18 protein-coding genes are annotated in these 17344 nt (G+C 69.3%); 17 read left to right on the forward strand and 1 reads right to left on the reverse strand.

Features of this window, described 5'->3' with window-relative positions:
* Positions 1-86: 86 nt before the first annotated feature.
* From ACU6WZ_RS24745 to prcA, 4 genes are all read left to right on the forward strand, one after another.
* Positions 87-305 carry a ubiquitin-like protein Pup gene (locus tag ACU6WZ_RS24745; RefSeq protein WP_447030404.1) on the forward strand — a complete coding sequence of 73 codons (219 nt, stop codon included), beginning with the start codon at positions 87-89 and terminating at the stop codon, positions 303-305.
* 105 nt (positions 306-410) lie between these two features.
* Positions 411-653: an endonuclease domain-containing protein gene (locus ACU6WZ_RS24750; RefSeq protein WP_447030405.1), complete on the forward strand. Its 243-nt coding sequence runs from the start codon at positions 411-413 to the stop codon at positions 651-653.
* Positions 605-1450 carry a proteasome subunit beta gene (prcB, locus tag ACU6WZ_RS24755; RefSeq protein WP_447030406.1) on the forward strand — a complete coding sequence of 282 codons (846 nt, stop codon included), beginning with the start codon at positions 605-607 and terminating at the stop codon, positions 1448-1450. Before ACU6WZ_RS24750 ends, prcB begins: the two co-directional genes overlap by 49 nt.
* Positions 1451-1503: 53 nt before the next feature.
* Positions 1504-2250, forward strand: coding sequence for a proteasome subunit alpha (gene prcA, locus ACU6WZ_RS24760; protein ID WP_447030407.1), 747 nt, complete (start codon positions 1504-1506; stop codon positions 2248-2250).
* A 92-nt stretch (positions 2251-2342) separates the two neighbouring features.
* Here the strand turns inward: prcA and ACU6WZ_RS24765 are convergent, their stop codons facing one another.
* Positions 2343-3413, reverse strand: a complete 1071-nt coding sequence (locus ACU6WZ_RS24765) for a LacI family DNA-binding transcriptional regulator (protein WP_447030408.1) — start codon at positions 3411-3413, stop codon at positions 2343-2345.
* Positions 3414-3511: 98 nt separating this feature from the next.
* Here ACU6WZ_RS24765 and ACU6WZ_RS24770 point away from each other — a divergent pair, with 98 nt between their 5' ends.
* From ACU6WZ_RS24770 to ACU6WZ_RS24830, 13 genes are all read left to right on the forward strand, one after another.
* On the forward strand, positions 3512-4783 hold the full coding sequence (locus tag ACU6WZ_RS24770) for an MFS transporter (protein WP_447030409.1): 1272 nt from the start codon (positions 3512-3514) through the stop codon (positions 4781-4783).
* Positions 4784-4792: 9 nt separating this feature from the next.
* Positions 4793-6154 (forward strand): Pup--protein ligase, encoded by a 1362-nt coding sequence (gene pafA / locus ACU6WZ_RS24775; protein WP_447030410.1) that lies wholly within the window; start codon positions 4793-4795, stop codon positions 6152-6154.
* Between the two features lie 118 nt (positions 6155-6272).
* On the forward strand, positions 6273-7223 hold the full coding sequence (locus ACU6WZ_RS24780) for an FKBP-type peptidyl-prolyl cis-trans isomerase (RefSeq protein ID WP_447030411.1): 951 nt from the start codon (positions 6273-6275) through the stop codon (positions 7221-7223).
* Positions 7224-7266: 43 nt separating this feature from the next.
* Complete coding sequence (locus ACU6WZ_RS24785) at positions 7267-7638, forward strand: FKBP-type peptidyl-prolyl cis-trans isomerase (protein ID WP_447030412.1); 372 nt, start codon at positions 7267-7269, stop codon at positions 7636-7638.
* A gap of 111 nt (positions 7639-7749) precedes the next feature.
* Positions 7750-8706 (forward strand): helix-turn-helix transcriptional regulator, encoded by a 957-nt coding sequence (locus ACU6WZ_RS24790; protein WP_447030413.1) that lies wholly within the window; start codon positions 7750-7752, stop codon positions 8704-8706.
* Between the two features lie 16 nt (positions 8707-8722).
* On the forward strand, positions 8723-9682 hold the full coding sequence (locus ACU6WZ_RS24795) for a helix-turn-helix transcriptional regulator (RefSeq protein ID WP_447030414.1): 960 nt from the start codon (positions 8723-8725) through the stop codon (positions 9680-9682).
* A gap of 17 nt (positions 9683-9699) precedes the next feature.
* On the forward strand, positions 9700-9966 hold the full coding sequence (locus tag ACU6WZ_RS24800; RefSeq protein ID WP_447030415.1) for a hypothetical protein: 267 nt from the start codon (positions 9700-9702) through the stop codon (positions 9964-9966).
* Between the two features lie 54 nt (positions 9967-10020).
* Positions 10021-10218, forward strand: a complete 198-nt coding sequence (locus ACU6WZ_RS24805) for a hypothetical protein (protein ID WP_447030416.1) — start codon at positions 10021-10023, stop codon at positions 10216-10218.
* 207 nt (positions 10219-10425) lie between these two features.
* Positions 10426-10725: a Sec-independent protein translocase subunit TatA gene (tatA, locus tag ACU6WZ_RS24810; protein ID WP_447030417.1), complete on the forward strand. Its 300-nt coding sequence runs from the start codon at positions 10426-10428 to the stop codon at positions 10723-10725.
* A gap of 65 nt (positions 10726-10790) precedes the next feature.
* Positions 10791-11741: a twin-arginine translocase subunit TatC gene (gene tatC, locus ACU6WZ_RS24815; protein WP_447030418.1), complete on the forward strand. Its 951-nt coding sequence runs from the start codon at positions 10791-10793 to the stop codon at positions 11739-11741.
* Between the two features lie 18 nt (positions 11742-11759).
* On the forward strand, positions 11760-12683 hold the full coding sequence (locus tag ACU6WZ_RS24820; protein ID WP_447030419.1) for a diacylglycerol kinase: 924 nt from the start codon (positions 11760-11762) through the stop codon (positions 12681-12683).
* 205 nt (positions 12684-12888) lie between these two features.
* On the forward strand, positions 12889-15714 hold the full coding sequence (locus tag ACU6WZ_RS24825) for a DEAD/DEAH box helicase (protein ID WP_447030420.1): 2826 nt from the start codon (positions 12889-12891) through the stop codon (positions 15712-15714).
* A gap of 224 nt (positions 15715-15938) precedes the next feature.
* A complete protein-coding gene (locus ACU6WZ_RS24830; RefSeq protein WP_447030421.1) occupies positions 15939-17309 on the forward strand; it encodes a cytochrome P450 in 1371 nt (456 codons plus the stop codon).
* The last annotated feature ends 35 nt before the right edge of the window (positions 17310-17344 follow it).

Genomic DNA, 17344 nt, shown 5'->3' on the forward strand with positions numbered 1-17344 from the left:
CGCGTTGTGGAAGTACGGCGCGGATGTCAGACCTCGCTTGTAGGGTCTGATCAAGGACATCGAACCGAGCGAGCGGGGTGAGGTAGATGGCGGCCAAGGACAGCGACGGCGGACAGCAGAAGGCCACACGGTCCACCGAGGAGGTCGAGGAGACCGCGCAAGACGCGCAGGCTTCCGAGGACCTCAAGGAGCGCCAGGAGAAGCTGAGCGACGACGTCGACTCGGTTCTGGACGAAATCGACGATGTGCTCGAAGAGAACGCCGAGGACTTCGTGAAATCCTTCGTGCAAAAGGGTGGGGAGTAGGGCCCGAATGTCCCCGTTCTCGACGGGAAGGTCTGCTCGCGATGGGGGCGGACGCTGCCGCGGGATTCCCCTACCCGGCGCAAGTAGGGTCTGACGCCTGCCCAGTTGGAGGCCACGATCGCCGAGCAGCAGGGCGTCTGTTGCAGCTGCCTGGCGGTGCCCCCCGAACATGTGGATCACGCCCACGCGACGGGTAGGGTCCGTGCGTTACTTCGCTTCAGCCGCAATGCGGGGTTGGGGCAGTTCAGGGATCGGCCGGATGCCACAAGGCGGGCCGCAGAATATCTGGAAGGAAACACGTGGAAGCCAATTCTCGTAGCACCGGGCGTCTACCAGCTGCCTTCCTGACGCCGGGTTCGTCGTCGTTCATGGACTTCCTGGGTGACCACGCGCCGGAGATGCTCCCGGGCAAGCGCGTCCTGCCGCCCGTCAAGGGCGTCATAGAGGCGCCCCACGGCACGACGATCGTCGCGGCGTCGTTCCCCGGCGGCGTGGTGCTCGCCGGCGACCGGCGGGCCACCATGGGCAACATGATCGCGCAGCGCGACATCGAGAAGGTCTTCCCGGCCGACGAGTACTCCGCGGTCGGCATCGCTGGCACCGCCGGTCTCGCCGTGGAGATGGTGAAGCTGTTCCAGCTGGAGCTGGAGCACTTCGAGAAGGTGGAGGGCGCCCAGCTGTCCCTGGAGGGCAAAGCGAACCGGCTCTCCACGATGATCCGGAGCAACCTGGGCATGGCCATGCAGGGCCTGGCCGTCGTCCCGCTCTTCGCGGGCTGGGACGTCGACCGCGCGAAGGGCCGGATCTTCTCGTACGACGTGACCGGCGGCCGGTCCGAGGAGAGCGGCTTCGCGGCGACGGGTTCCGGGTCGATTTTCGCCCGCGGTTCCATGAAGAAGTTGTTCCGTGACGATCTGACGGAGCAGCAGGCCACCACGCTGGTCATCCAGGCGCTGTACGACGCCGCCGACGACGATTCGGCGACCGGCGGTCCCGATGTCGCCCGCCGTATCTACCCGATCGTCACTGTCATCACGGAGGTCGGGTTCCGGAGGCTGACCGAGGCGGAGTCCTCCGAGTTGGCGCGCGCGATTCTCGAGCGCCGGCTGGAGCAGCCCGACGGCCCCCGTGCCGCGCTTCTCTGATGGCTCCTTCCTTCTTGACCGACGTGCCACTGACAGAAAGGGACGGATAGCCGGTGTCGACGCCGTTCTATGTCTCACCCCAGCAGGCCATGGCCGACCGGGCGGAATACGCCCGGAAGGGCATCGCTCGTGGTCGCAGCCTTGTTGTGCTGCAGTACGCCGACGGCATCGTGTTCGTCGGCGAGAACCCGTCCCGTGCGCTGCACAAGTTCAGCGAGATCTATGACCGGATCGGCTTCGCGGCTGCCGGTAAGTACAACGAGTACGAGAACCTGCGGATCGGTGGTGTCCGTTACGCCGATCTGCGCGGTTACACATACGACCGCGAAGATGTGACGGCGCGTGGGCTCGCCAATGTGTACGCGCAGACTCTGGGCACCATCTTCTCCAGCAACGCGGAGAAGCCGTACGAGGTGGAGCTGGTCGTCGCCGAGGTCGGATCGGAGCCCGACGGTGACCAGATCTACCGGTTGCCGCACGACGGTTCGATCGTGGACGAGCACGGTTCGGTGGCAGTCGGTGGCAACGCGGAGCAGATCAGCAGTTTCCTGGATCAGCGTCACCGGGACGGTATGACGCTGGCCGAGGCGCTGAAGCTTGCGGTGCAGGCGTTGTCGCGGGACACGAACGGCAGTGAGCGGGAGATTCCGGCCGAGCGTCTCGAGGTCGCGGTCCTGGACCGTACGAGGCCGCAGGAGCGGAAGTTCAAGCGGATCGTCGGCCGTCAGCTTTCGCGTCTGCTGGATGCGGACGGTGACGCGGCCGCGCCGACCGAGTCGCCTTCGGATACCGAGGAGTGACCGCCGAGGAGTAGTCGCAGGATCCGGCTTGTCTGCGCCGGACAGCGTGCAGCGCCCCGAACAGCCCGTCGGCGGTCCGGGGCGCTGTGCTGTCAGGGGGTCAGTGGGGCGGTGGAGCCTCGTACGACGAGTTCGACGGGGATTTCCCCCCGGTCGGCGGGCCGGCGGTCGAGGGCGGCCAGCAGGGCACTCATGCCGCGCGCCCCGACCTGTTCGGCGGGGAGCCGGACCGTGGTGAGTTCCGGTTCGACGGCGGTGGCGAGCGCGAGGTCGTCGAAGCCGGTGACAGAGATGTCCTCGGGTACGCGCAGGCCGAGGCGCCGTACGGCCTTGCAGGCGCCCGCCGCGATGATGTCGTCGTCGCAGACGAGGGCGGTGGGGCGCGGGCCCGGGCCGGTGAGTGCGTGCTCTGCGGCCTGCCGGGCGCCGTGTACGTCCAGGGGGGCGCGGGCGGCGCTGAGGTGGGTGCCGGGTGCCCGGCGCAGCGTGTCGCGGAGGGCGGTGGCGCGTATGTCGAAGGTCCAGGAGTCGACGGCCGAGCCGAGGTGGAGGAAGCGGCGGTGGCCGAGGCCGAGGAGGTGTTCGGCGACCTGGCGCATGCCGTCGGCGATGTCGAGGTTGACATGGGCGACGGGGCCGGGGTCCGCCGGGTCGCTGTCGAGCATGACGAGGGGGAGTCCCGTGCCGCGGATGATGTCGAGTGCGTCGGCCGCCATGGAGGAGGCGATGACGCCGTCGATTGCGGCGCGAGCGGAGGCGAAGGGGTCGCGGGCGGGACCGGTGCCGTCGGGGGAGGGGTAGAGGACCACGCCGAAGTCGTGTGCGGCTGCGGTGCGGGCGGCGCCGGCGTAGACACGGGCGAAGAATTCGTTGGTCAGGGCCGGGACGACGAGGAGGGCGGTCCTGGTGCGGCCGAGTCTGAGGCTGCGAGCGGCGAGGTTGGGCCGGTAGTCGAGTTCCCGCGCCGCCTCCCGCACCAGGGCGGCGGTGCGCTCGGAGACGCGGCCGCGCCATTTGTCGCCGAGGACGAGGGACACGGTGGCCTGGGAGACGCCGGCTGCCCCGGCGACGTCCCTGCTGGTGGCCGGGGCGCCGGGAGCGGGTGCCGCGGAGCGGTGGGCGTCGTCCGGGCTGGTCACTCGTGCCTCCGCAGCAGCGTTCATTTCCCGTGAGGTAGACCTTCGGGCTGGGCTCATGGTACGTATGACCCAAGACGTTATACGTAAAACCTTGGGGCGCCGGGGGGAGAGAGGGGCCGACCATGGCGACGGGATACGCGGATCTGCTCAGGACGAGACACGCGGCACGGCTACTGGCGGGCACCTTGGTGGGCCGTCTGCCCAACGCAACGGCCCCCATCGCGATCGTGCTCTTCACCCGGGCCGAGGGCGGCAGCTACTCGCTGGCAGGCGGCTTCGCGGCGGCGTACGGGCTCGGCACCGCCGTCGGGCAACCGCTGCTGGGCCGGGCCGTGAACCTGCACGGGCAGCCGCGCGTGCAGCTTCCCGCCGCCGTCGTCTCCGCCCTCGCCATGGTGCTGCTCTGTCTGGCCGGTATCGACCCGCTGGGGCTCGCGTACGCCGCCGTGGCGCTGGCCGGCCTCTTCACCCCGCCGCTCGAAGGGGGGCTGCGGGCCCTGTGGCCGGGTGTGCTCGGCCGCGAAGACCGGGTGCACCGGGCGTACGCCATGGACGCGGTGGCGCAGGAGATCATGTTCACCGCGGGTCCCCTGCTGGTCACCCTGCTCGTGGCGCTCTGGTCGCCGGCCGCCGCGCTGCTCGTCATCAACGCCGCGGGTGTGCTGGGGGCGCTGTGGGTCGTACTGTCCGAGCCTTCCCGTGCCTGGCGGCCGGGGCCCCGGGAGGCGCACTGGCTGGGCGCCCTGCGCTCGCCGGGCCTGCTGGCGCTCCTCGGCTCGTTCTTCTTCGTCGGCCTGGCGCTCGGTTCCATCACCGTCGCGGGCGTCGCGTACGCCGACGACCACGGCCGGGAGGCGGTGTACGGCTGGCTGATGGCGGCCCTGGGCTTCGGGGCCCTGCTGGGCGGTGTGGTCTATGGCGCCCGGCAGTGGGCGGGCGCCCCCGAGCGTCGGCTGAGGGCCATCGTCGCTCTGCTAGCGGCCGGGTACCTGCCGCTGATGCTCACCCCGGGTGTCCCCGCGATGGTGGCGCTCGCCGCCCTGTCCGGAGTCTTCCTGGCCCCGGCACTCGCCTGCGCCTTCATCGTCGTAGACCGGCATGCCCCGAGCGGCGCGGTCACCGAGGCGTTCTCCTGGCTGGTCACCACCTTCGGCGTAGGCGCGGCGGTGGGAACCGGAGCCGCGGGACCGGCCGTCGAACACGGCGGTACGGCCGCGGGCTTCGCCGTGGCGGGGGCCGGTGGAGTGGCCGCACTGCTGGTCCTGACGGCCACTCAGCGGGTCCTGCGCATTGCCGTATCCGGTCCCGAATCCGGTGGCCCGGTCGTTATCCCTTGCGAAAATGATCGAATCGGTGCGGCCGAACCCGGTTTCAGGACAGGCCATCAGGCGTAATGTTCAGTCATGGACCGCCGCATTTTCGGGCTGGAGAACGAGTACGGCGTCACGTGCACGTTCAGGGGACAGCGCCGACTGTCTCCTGACGAAGTGGCGCGCTACCTCTTCCGCCGTGTTGTGTCATGGGGCCGCAGCAGCAATGTCTTCCTGCGGAACGGCGCCCGCCTCTACCTCGACGTGGGATCGCATCCGGAATACGCAACTCCCGAATGCGACAACGTGACCGAGCTCGTCACCCACGACAAGGCGGGCGAGCGCATCCTCGAAGGTCTGCTCGTCGACGCCGAACACCGCCTGCACGAGGAGGGAATCGCGGGCGACGTCTACCTCTTCAAGAACAACACCGACTCTGCGGGAAACTCCTACGGCTGCCACGAGAATTACCTGGTGGCCCGCCACGGAGAGTTCTCCAGGCTCGCGGACATCCTCATCCCGTTCCTCGTCACCCGGCAGCTGATCTGCGGCGCGGGCAAGGTGCTCCAGACCCCGCGCGGGGCCGTCTTCTGCGTCAGCCAGCGCGCCGAGCACATCTGGGAGGGCGTCAGTTCCGCCACGACCCGCTCCCGGCCGATCATCAACACCCGCGACGAGCCGCACGCCGACGCCGAGCGCTACCGCAGGCTCCACGTCATCGTCGGTGACTCGAACATGTCCGAGACGACCATGCTGCTCAAGGTCGGCGCCACCGACCTCGTGCTGCGCATGATCGAAGCGGGCACGGTCATGCGTGACCTCACCCTGGAGAACCCGATCCGGGCGATCCGTGAGGTGAGCCACGACCTCACCGGGCAGCGCAAGGTGCGCCTCGCCAGCGGCCGTGAGGCATCCGCCATCGAGGTGCAGCGCGAGTACTACGAGAAGGCCGTCGACTTCGTGGACCGGCGGGGCATCCGCACGGGCACGGTCGAGCAGGTCCTCGAACTGTGGGGCCGGGCGCTGGACGCGATCGAGGCGGAGGACCTCGACCGGATCGGCACGGAGATCGACTGGGTCATGAAGTACAAACTCATCGAGCGCTACCGCGCCAAGCACAACATGACCATGTCGAACCCCCGGGTCGCCCAGATAGACCTCGCCTATCACGACATCCACCGGCGGCGCGGGCTGTACTACCTGCTCGAGAAGAGGGGGCAGGCCGCTCGTATCTGCAACGACTTGAAGATCTTCGAGGGCAAGTCGGTGCCGCCCCAGACGACCCGTGCGCGGCTGCGTGGCGACTTCATCCGCAGGGCCCAGGAGCAGCGGCGGGACTTCACCGTCGACTGGGTGCACCTGAAGCTCAACGACCAGGCGCAGCGCACAGTGTTGTGCAAGGACCCCTTCCGGTCGGTGGACGACCGGGTGGAAAAACTGATCGCCGGTATGTGACCGGTTGCCCCGGATCTCACCGGAACCTCACTCGGGCCCCGCACGTTTCTCGTGTGGGGCCCGACCCACGGCTTAGAGTGTCGGGCAACTACCGTGCCGTCTGAGATCTGAGGAACACGTGCGCCGACTTGCCGGCCTACTTGTCGTCCCCCTGCTGCTGCTTTCCACAGCGGCGTGCGGCAGCGACGACAAGGGCTCCGACTCCACCTCTTCGAAGAACGGAATGCCGGCGATCACCGCGGGCGCCAAGTTCGGCGAGAAGCCGACGATCGCCAAGGGGAAGGGCGATCCGCCCAAGGAACTGAAGACCGAGGTCATCAGCGAGGGCAAGAAGGACGCGGCGACCACCAAAAAGGGTGACGCCATCGAGGTGAACTACCTGGGCCAGGCCTGGGACTCCACGAAGCCCTTCGACAACAGCTTCGACCGCAAGCAGGCGTTCCCGCTGACTCTCGGCGCGGGCATGGTCATCCCCGGCTGGGACAAGGGCCTGGAGGGCCAGAAGGTCGGCAGCCGCGTCGAGCTCGTCATTCCGCCGGAGCAGGCGTACGGCGCCCAGGGCTCGCCCCCCTCGATCAAGCCCAACGCCACCCTGGTCTTCGTCGTGGACATCCTCAAGGCCAAGAGCATCCCGTCGTCCGCCAAGGGCAGCGAGGTCGCGCAGGACAACATCGACCTGCCGAAGGTCGCGACCACCTCGGACGGCAAGGCCCCGAAGGTCACGATGCCCAAGGAGTCCGACCCGCCGAAGAAGCTCGTGTCCAACTACGTGCTGGAGTCGGACGGCCCCACGGTGAAGGCGACCGACACGGTGTCCGTCGCCTACCAGGGGCTGATCTGGAAGGGCGGCAAGCTCTTCGACAGCACGTACGCCCAGGGCAAGATCCAGCAGTTCGCGCTGCCGCAGGTCACCCTCAAGGGCCTCAAGACCGGCCTGGTTGGCAAGAAGGCCGGCAGCCGGGTCCTGGTCGTCGTCCCGCCGGACCAGGCCTTCGGCGACAAGAAGCAGCAGAGCATCCCCGCCAATTCGACCCTGGTCTTCCAGGTGGACATTCTCGCAGTGATGTAGGACTGTCCAGGTTGCCCAGTTCGCAGTACAGAGGAGCGTTTCAGTGAGCATCGACAAGCCCGAGATCGACTTCCCGGGTGGCGAGCCGCCGAAGGACCTGCAGGTCAGGGACATCTGGGAGGGCGAAGGCGAGGTTGCTCAGGCCGGCCACAACGTCAAGGTCCACTACGTGGGCGTGGCCTTCTCCACCGGTGAGGAGTTCGACTCCAGCTGGAACCGCGGTACGCCGCTCCAGTTCCCGCTCGGGGGCGGCCGTGTCATCGCCGGCTGGGACCAGGGCGTACAGGGCATGAAGGTCGGTGGCCGTCGTGAGCTGATCATCCCGCCGCACCTCGCGTACGGTGACAGCGGCGCCGGCGGCGTGATCGCCCCGGGCGAGACGCTGATCTTCGTGTGCGATCTCGTCGCCGTCTGATCCGGCGTCATTCGCGCGAGGGCCCATGCCGTCAGGCATGGGCCCTCGGCTTTTGCCGCGACACCCCGGGGCGGTACGGTCGACGGTCGTAGAGCAAGAGAGAGGGTGCCGATGGCGATTGCCAAGGCCGAACGGTTGATGAACCTGGCGTTGTGCCTGCTCGGGACGCGGCGCCCGCTCAGCAAGCGTGAGCTCCGGGGCTCCATCGAGGCCTACCTGGAGGCGGGCAGCGACGATTCCTTCAACCGGATGTTCGAGCGCGACAAGGACGATCTTCGCGAACTCGGTCTGGTCATCGAGACGGTCGAGAACCTCGACGGCGACGCGGGCTATCTGGCCCGCCGTGACAGCAACCGGCTTCCCGCCATCACTTTGGACGCCGAAGAGGCCGCCGCTCTGGGCCTGGCCGCGAAGGTCTGGCAGCAGGCGCGTCTCGCCGGGGCCGCCAGCGGGGCGCTCCAGAAGCTGCGGGCGGCGGGCATGCCGGAGGCGGAGGACCCGTACCAGGGCCACTACAGCGCCCTGGAACCGAGGATCCCTGTCCACGAAACGGCCTTCGAGCCGCTGATGCTGGCTTGCCGCGACCGTCGGCCCGTCGTCTTCGACTACCGCAAGGCGAACTCCGCGCGTCCCGAGACCCGGCAGGTCGAACCGTGGACGCTGGAGTGCTGGCGCGGCCACTGGTACCTCGCCGGATGGGACCGCGAGCGGGGGGCCGAGCGGGTCTTCCGCCTCTCCCGGATCAGCGGCAGGGTGCGCTCACGCGCGGGTTCGTTCACCGCCGAGGTGCCTGACGTCGTGACCGTACGCGAGACCGTCGAGCGCTGGGCGGGCGAGACCGCGACCCGCAGCGCCCTGATCAAGCTGCGCTCCGGATCCGGCTATCCGCTGCGGTCCAGGGCCACCGCCGTGCGTGACCTGGGGGACGGCTGGGACGAGCTGACGATTCCGTACGGGCACGGGCTCGACGCCTGGCTCGTCGAACTAGGCCCCGAGGTGGTCGTGCTGGAGCCCGACGATCTGCGGGCGGACGTCGTGGACCGGCTGCGCGCCGTGGCCAAGGACTGAGGGGGAGCGGGGCTTCATGGCCACCAACGCGATCGACCAGACCCGGCGGATGCTGTCCCTGGTGACGTACCTGCGTGAACGCCCGGGGGCGCACGTCGGTGACGTGGCCCGGGCGTTCGGGATCACGCAGGACGAGCTGATCTCCGACCTCGACGTGCTGCCCATGTGCGGCACGAGCTTCCGGGGCGGCGACCTGCTCGACATCGACACCGACGGTGACCGGATCTGGTGGCACAACCCCGACGATGTCGCCGAGCCGCTGCGGCTTGCCGCGGACGAGGCGACCGCGCTGCTCGTGGCCGCCAGGGCCGTCTCGACGCTGCCCGGGCTGCGGGAGGGCGACCGGCAGGCGCTGCTGCGGGCCACGGCGAAGCTGGAGGCCGCGGCGGGCGAGGCCGCGAGCGCCAGTTCCCGGCTGTCGGTCACCTTCGAGTCGGAGGGCGGGGTCTTCGCCGACGTCGACCGGGCGATCTCGGAGCGACGCCGGCTGTGGCTGCGCTACTACTCGCCGGCGCGCGACGAGCTGACCGAGCGGGAGGTCGACCCGATCCGGCTGTTCGCGGTCGGCCACACCTATATGGAGGCCTGGTGCCGGCTCTCTGAGGCGCGGCGTACGTTCCGGCTCGACCGGGTCGCCGAGATCCGGCTGCTGGACGAACCGTCCGTACCGCCGGAGCTCGAGCTTCGTGACCTGTCGGAGGGCCTCGTGCAGCCGTCGGCGGACGATCCGGAGGTCGTGGTGGAGGTCGGGCCCGGAGGGCGCTGGGTCGCGGAGTACTACCCGCACGACAGCGCCGAGGAACTCCTGGACGGCGGCCTGCGGGTCACTTTGCGTACGCCCGACCCGGCCTCACTGCGACGGCTGGCGCTGCGGCTCGGCGGGGACGGCCACATCGTGTCGCCCCCTGAACTGGCGGCCAGCGCCCGGGACGCGGCCCGCGAGGCGCTCGCGGGGTACGAGAGCGGACAGGTCTAGAAGGAAGATTGGTGGAAATGTCGCTACTGCCTGGTGTTCCCGCGCAGGTGGGCCCGGCGCCGGGCCCGGTCCTTTTCAAGGCGGGCTGCCCGGACTGCGGGGCCCGCTTCGAACTGTCAGCGGGAGCGCTGCGGCTGGCGATAGGCGCGAGCCGCCGTACGACCTTCTACTCCTTCACCTGCCCCGAGTGCGAGGCTGTGGTGCGCAAACCGGCGGGGGAGCGGATAGTCGAGTTGCTCACCGGCGGCGGCGTGCGGACGCTGCGCCTCCACGCCACCGTCTGACGGTCTGGCGCCGCGACCGGTAAACATGGCCGGGAGGGGCACTAGGCTCAGCGCATGCTCTGGCCGATGCTCGCAATCGCTCTTGGTTTCTGTGGTCTCGCCGTGCTGGGTGTGCTGGCGATCAGGGTGTTCCTGGAGGTCCAGCGCCTGGGACGGCAGGTCGCGGACACGTCACGGGAGATCAACACGGCGGCTGAGAACCTGGAGCGGGCCGCCGAGGACCTGGCCCGCACTGGTGAAGCCTGGCGATAGGAAGCGTGGCCTCCACCGGCCGGTGTCAGGGGCGTAGGCTGGTGAGGCGGCTACAGGAGCGAGGCGCGAGCCGCAAGCCAGAGTACGCACAGGCATTGCCCCGCGTTTACTCCTACGGGTTACGATCGCAGCCAGCGCGGCGACCGGACAAGTGTCCGGCCGGTCGGGCACCAGACTCCCTGTCGCCTCGGTGAAGAAGGTAAAACTATGGGTAGGCTCGGCCCCACCGAGATCATCCTCATCCTCGTCATCATCATCCTGCTGTTCGGTGCCAAGAAGCTTCCGGACATGGCCCGTTCGCTGGGCAAGTCGGCCCGCATCCTCAAGAGCGAGGCCAAGGCGATGAAGAAGGACGACGACCAGAGCGCCCCGGCCGACCCGCCGCCGCACGCGACGGGCAACGCGCAGGACCACACCACCCCCTCGCCTCGTACGATCAAGGCCGCCCCGGGTGACGTGACGAGTTCGCGCCCCGTGGCCGAGCCGACCGACACGACCAAGCGCTGACAATGGGCCGCCGCAGGCCACCGCGCAGAACGCTGATCGCCTGCCGCACGAGATGAGGACGTGGGTTGCTCAAGTCTGCCCCCAAACTGGAGAAGGACCCCGAGGGGCGCATGCCGCTCGTGGAGCACCTGCGTGAGCTGCGCAACCGGCTCGCCAAGGGCGTTGTGGCGATCATGGCGGTCACGATCGTGGCCCTCGTGTACAGCGAGCAACTGCTGCAGTTCATTACGGCGTCGGTGCCCAAGTGCGGCAGGGGCGAGACCAGCAGCGGCGGCAACTGCGCCATCGTCTCCTTCAACACACTGACGGCGCCGTTCAGCGTGACGATCCAAGTCAGCCTGGTCGCCGGTCTCGTCATCGCGAGTCCGGTGTGGCTCTACCAGCTCTGGGCGTTCGTGGCGCCGGGGCTGCACAAGAACGAGAAGAAGTACACGTACGCGTTTGTCGGCGCCGCTGTGCCGCTGTTCGCCGCCGGCGCCTACCTCGCTTATCTGATCCTGCCCATCAGCGTGAAGGTGCTCATCAGCCTCACGCCGCCCGGCTCCGCGAACATCTTGTCCCTCGGGGACATCCTTGACTTCACGCTGCGGATGGTGCTGGTCTTCGGCCTCGCCTTCGAGCTGCCGCTGATCCTGGTGATGCTCAACCTCACGGGCATTCTGACCGGCCGCCGCATGCTCGGGTGGTGGCGCGGCGTGATCATGGGCGTCTTCGTCTTCGGCGCGATCATCACGCCCACGACCGACCCCATCGGCATGCTCGCTCTCGCGGGACCGATCACCTTCCTCTACTTCCTGGCCGCGGGCTTCTCGGTGCTGAACGACAAGCGCAGGGACCGCAAGAACCCTGATGCCGAGCTGGACGACGACGAGGCCTCGCAGCTCGACCTGACCCCGGAAGCGGTCGGCGAGGTCGAGACGGTCCCCGCGGCGCGTGCTCTGCCCGCGCAGGCTCCCGGGGAGAGCGTCGTATCGGGCGGCCCGAAGCAGCTGACCGGTTACGACGACATCACCTGACCTTGTAGGGTCCCGCGGGTGACCAGCGAGATCACTCTGTTCGTCAATCCCACCGCGGGGCGCGGGCGGGGCGCGCGGGCCGCGCAGCCGGCAGCTGCCGCGTTGCGGGATGCGGGTTTCTCCGTGCGTACCGTGCTCGGTGAGGATGCCGACGACGCCCTGCGGCGGGCCCGCGACGCCGTCGAGGGCGGAACCGGGGCGCTCGTCGCCGTCGGCGGGGACGGGATGGCCTCGCTCGCGTTGCAGGCGGTCGCCGGGACGCGCACTCCGCTGGGGGTCGTCGCGGTCGGGACGGGGAACGATTTCGCCAGGACGCTCGGGCTGCCCGTGCGGGACCCTGGGGCCGCCGGGAGGCTGGCCGCGGAGGCGTTGAAGGGCGAGTGGATCGTCGACGTGGATCTGGGGCGGGTGGGGGAGAGGTGGTTCGGGACCGTGCTGGCGTCCGGGTTCGACTCGCGCGTCAATGACCGGGGCAACCGGATGCGGTGGCCCAGTGGGCGGTTCAAGTACGACCTGGCGATGATCGCGGAGCTGGCCGCCTTCCGGCCCGTCCCGTACCGGATCACGCTCGACGACGGGGCCGTGCGCGAGGTCGAGGCGACGCTCGTGGCGGTGGGGAACGGGCCGTCGTACGGCGGTGGGATGCGGATCTGCGCCGACGCGCGGACCGACGACGGGCTGTTCGACGTCACGGTGGTCGGCGACTGCTCCCGTACGACGCTGATCAAGGTCTTCCCACGGGTCTACCGGGGCACGCACCTCAGCCACCCCAAAGTGTCCGTGCACCGGGCGGCGAAGGTGGACCTGGCGGCGGACGGGATCACCGGGTACGCCGACGGCGAGCCGCTGGGGCACCTGCCGCTCACCGCGCAGTGCGTTCGGGGAGCGGTCAGGGTGCTCGGCGCCCAGGGCTTCGCCCAGCACTGCGCACGGGGCGACTAAGAGCGACCGGCAAATGGGGGCGGCGTCGCGGGGCCCGGCACGCACATCTGCGGCGTTGTCGTCAATCAACAACGCTCCGCGTTGCCTCAATCCTCTGCCTTGCAGCTGCACGCACCAGACCCCGCTCCTTGACCAGCTCCCCATTTGCCGGTCGCTCTAAAGATCGGGCTGACTGTCAGACCGGGCGGGTAGGCTCAAGAACAAGATGACAGAGGACCTTTCCCCAGCTGAGCGATACGCCGCTGCCCGGATCCGCGCCGCCGAGCAGGCGACCGCGCTCGCCCCTTTCCGTGAGCTGTACGACTTCGACCTGGATCCCTTCCAGATCGAGTCATGCCAGGCCCTCGAAGCCGGCAAGGGCGTGCTCGTGGCCGCGCCGACCGGCTCGGGCAAGACCATCGTCGGCGAGTTCGCCGTGCACCTGGCGCTCGCCGAGGGCCGCAAGTGCTTCTACACCACGCCGATCAAGGCGCTGTCGAACCAGAAGTTCCAGGACCTCGTGAAGCGCTACGGCGCCGACAAGGTGGGCCTGCTGACCGGCGACAACAGCGTCAACGCGGACGCCCCGGTGGTCGTCATGACCACCGAGGTCCTGCGGAACATGCTGTACGCGGGATCGCAGGCCCTGCTCGGCCTCGCGTATGTGGTCATGGACGAGGTGCACTACCTCTCCGACCGTTTCCGCGGCGCCGTATGGGAAGAGGTGATCATTCACCTCCCTGAGTCGGTGACGCTGGTGTCGCTCTCGGCGACCGTGTCCAACGCCGAGGAGTTCGGTGACTGGCTGGACACCGTCCGCGGTGACACCGAGGTGATCGTCTCCGAGCACCGGCCCGTACCGCTGTGGCAGCACGTGATGGCCGGCCGCAAGACGTACGACCTCTTCGAGGAGTCCGACGACGGCAGGGGCGGCCGGCGCGAGGTCAACCCTGACCTGGTGCGGATGGCCCGGATGGAGAGTGGCAGCCCGCACTACTCCCGGGACAAGCGCCGCGGCAAGAACATGCGGGAGGCGGACCGGGAGCGGGAGCGCAGACAGCGCACCCGTATCTGGACGCCGGCCCGGCCCGAGGTCATCGAGCGACTCGACAACGCGGGATTGCTGCCCGCGATCACCTTCATCTTCAGCCGGGCCGGCTGCGAGGCCGCCGTACAGCAGTGTCTGTACGCGGGCCTGCGGCTCAACGACCAGGACGCCCGGCTGCTGGTGCGCGAGATCGTCGAGGAGCGGACAGCGTCCATCCCCGGCGAGGATCTGCATGTCCTTGGGTACTACGAATGGCTCGAAGGCCTGGAGCGGGGCATCGCCGCGCATCACGCCGGCATGCTGCCGACCTTCAAGGAGGTTGTCGAGGAGCTGTTCGTGCGCGGACTGGTCAAGGCCGTCTTCGCCACCGAGACGCTGGCACTCGGCATCAACATGCCGGCCCGCTCGGTGGTGCTGGAGAAGCTGGTCAAGTGGAACGGCGAACAGCACGCCGACATCACCCCCGGCGAGTACACCCAGCTGACCGGCCGGGCGGGCAGGCGCGGTATCGACGTCGAGGGCCACGCCGTGGTGCTCTGGCAGCGCGGTATGGACCCCAGCGCGCTCGCCGGACTGGCGGGGACGCGTACGTACCCGCTGCGCTCCAGCTTCAAGCCGTCGTACAACATGGCGGTGAACCTGGTGCAGCAGTTCGGCCGGCACAGGTCGCGTGAACTGCTGGAGACTTCCTTCGCGCAGTTCCAGGCGGACAAGTCGGTCGTCGGGATCTCCAAGCAGGTGCAGAAGAACGAAGAGGGCATCGAGGGCTACCGGGAGGGCATGACCTGCCACCTCGGCGACTTCGAGGAGTACGCGCGGCTGCGCCGCGAGCTCAAGGACCGCGAGACGGACCTGGCCAAGCAGGGCGCTGCCCAGCGGCGGGCCGCAGCGGCCTCGGCGCTGGAGAAGCTCAAGGCCGGAGACGTCATCCACGTGCCCACCGGCAAGTTCGCGGGGCTGGCGTTGGTGCTGGATCCGGGGCTGCCGGCCGGGCGGGCCAACGGGCACCGCGGGTTCGAACATCAGGACGGGCCGAGGCCGTTGGTGCTGACCGCGGAGCGGCAGGTCAAGCGACTGGCATCGATCGACTTCCCGGTGCCGGTCGAGGCGCTGGAGCGGATGCGCGTCCCCAAGTCGTTCAATGCCCGCAGCCCGCAGTCGCGGCGCGATCTGGCCTCGGCGCTGCGGACGAAGGCCGGGCACATCGTGCCCGACCGGCACCGCAAGCAGCGCGCGGCCGCCGCCGACGACCGGGAGATCGCCCGGCTGCGCACCACGCTGCGCGCACACCCGTGCCACGGCTGTGACGAGCGTGAGGACCACGCCCGTTGGGCCGAGCGTTATCACCGGCTGCAGCGCGACACCAAGCAGCTGGAGCGGCGCATCGAGGGCCGGACGAACACCATCGCCCGTACCTTCGACCGGATCTACGCCCTGCTGACCGAGCTGGACTACCTGCGCGGTGACGAGGCCACCCTGCACGGCAAGCGGCTCGCCCGGCTGTACGGGGAGCTTGACCTGCTGGCTTCCGAGTGCCTGCGCGCCTGCGTGTGGGAGGGGCTCAACCCTGCCGAACTGGCCGCATGTGTATCGGCGTTGGTGTTCGAAGCGCGTCAGTCGGACGACGCCGTGGCGCCGAAGCTGCCCATCGGGCCGGCGAAGGAAGCGCTGGGTGAGATGATCCGTATCTGGGGCAGGCTGGACGCCCTGGAGGAGGACTTCAAGATCAGTCAGGCGGAGGGGGTCGGGCAACGAGAGCCCGACCTCGGTTTCGCCTGGGCGGTGTTCATGTGGGCTTCAGGCAAGGGGCTCGACGAGGTGCTGCGCGAGGCGGAGATGCCGGCGGGGGACTTCGTGCGCTGGTGCAAGCAGGTCATCGACGTCCTGGGGCAGATCGCGGCCGCGGCGCCGCCCTCTTCCGAGGGCAGCACGGTCGCGAAGAACGCCCGCAAGGCGGTCGACGCCGTGCTGCGGGGCGTTGTCGCGTACTCGTCGGTGGGCTGAGGAGGCCCCCTGCGGGGTCCGGGGATACTCCCGAAGGATCAGTTCTGGTGCGCCGCTTTCCTCCGGGGAGGCGGCGCGCCGGTGCGTGTGGGGCCAACGGGGCTGGTGTGACTGGTGGTTGTCAGTTATCCACAGGGGTGGTGCGGTGTCGGACTTGTGCGCTTCGATGGGGTCATGCGCAGCGCACGAACGGAGCGCTCCACCCGAGCAGGGGAGATCCCGTCATGACCACGGACACCGGTGCGGCCGTCGACGCCCAGCCCCAGGGACGCGGGACGACTGTGGCAGGGCCGCGGGGTGTGCCGTTCCTCGGCAACCTGCCGCAGTTCGGGAAGGACCCGCTCGCCTTCTTCGAACAGCTGCGGGCCCGCGGCGACATGGTCCGCTGGCGGTTCGGGCCGGGGAACTCGCTCTTTCTCGCCGACCCACAGCACATCGGTGAGCTGATGACCGAGACGGAGCGAACCTTCGACCAGCCGGATCTCGGCATCGCGTTCCGAACGGTGATGGGCAACGGGGTGGTGGTGGCGCGGGGGCCGGACTGGCGGCGCAAGCGGTCCCTGGTGCAGCCGTCGGTGCGGCCGAAGCAGGTGCGCTCGTACGCCGCGACGATGGCGGGGTGCGCGGTGGAGCTCGCCGACCGTTGGACGGACGGCGCCAGGATCGACATCAAGCGGGAGATGGCCGCACTCACGCAACGGATCGCCGTGCGCACCATCTTCGGGGCGGACACCGACGCGGATGCCGAGGCGATCGGCCGGGCGATGGACGTGGCGCAGCGGGAGATCGGCGCGGAGTTCAGCGGTATCGGTGCGCTGCTGCCGGACTGGGTGCCGACGCGGGGACGGACCAGGATCCGGCGGGCGGCCGCCGTGATCGACACCGAAGTCGCCCGGGTCGTCGCCCGCCACCGGCAGGGCGACGGGGAGCGCCCCGACCTGCTGAGCCGGCTGCTCGCCGCACAGGACGAGACCGGGGCCCGGCTGACGGACCAGGAGATACGCGACGAGACCGTCACCCTGTACATCGGCGGTCACGAAACGACCAGCAGCACGCTCGTGTGGGCGTGGTACCTGCTCGCGCGCAACCCGCGGGTGCGCCAGGCGCTCGCCGCCGAGCTGGACCGGGTGCTCGGTGACCGCGAGCCGACCTTCGAGGACTACGCACAACTGACCTACACCCAAGCGGTGGTGAAGGAGACACTGCGGCTCTATCCGACGATCTGGCTGCTCACCGGGGTGGCCAAGGAGGGGGCGCGAATCGGAGGGCTGCCGCTGACGCCCGGGACCCGGGTGTGGAGCAGTCAGTGGGCCACGCACCGGGACGCCCGATGGTTCCCCGAACCGGAGGAGTTCCGCCCCGAGCGATGGGATCCCGAGAGCGGGGACGCGATACCTGAGTACGCGTGGTTCCCGTTCGGCGGTGGGCCGCGGGTCTGCCTCGGGACGCGGTTCGCCATGGTGGAGGCCGTGCTCGTTCTCGCGGTGCTGGCGCGGCGCTTCGAGCTTGACGTCGACCCGGGTGAGATACGTCCGGTGCCGAAGCTCACGCTCCAGCCGCACCGGGATGTACTGGCCACGGTCCGCGCCCGGTAGGGCCGACGCGGCGGGGGCCGGGCGCGGTGCGCTGG

This window comes from Streptomyces hypolithicus (assembly GCF_052934925.1).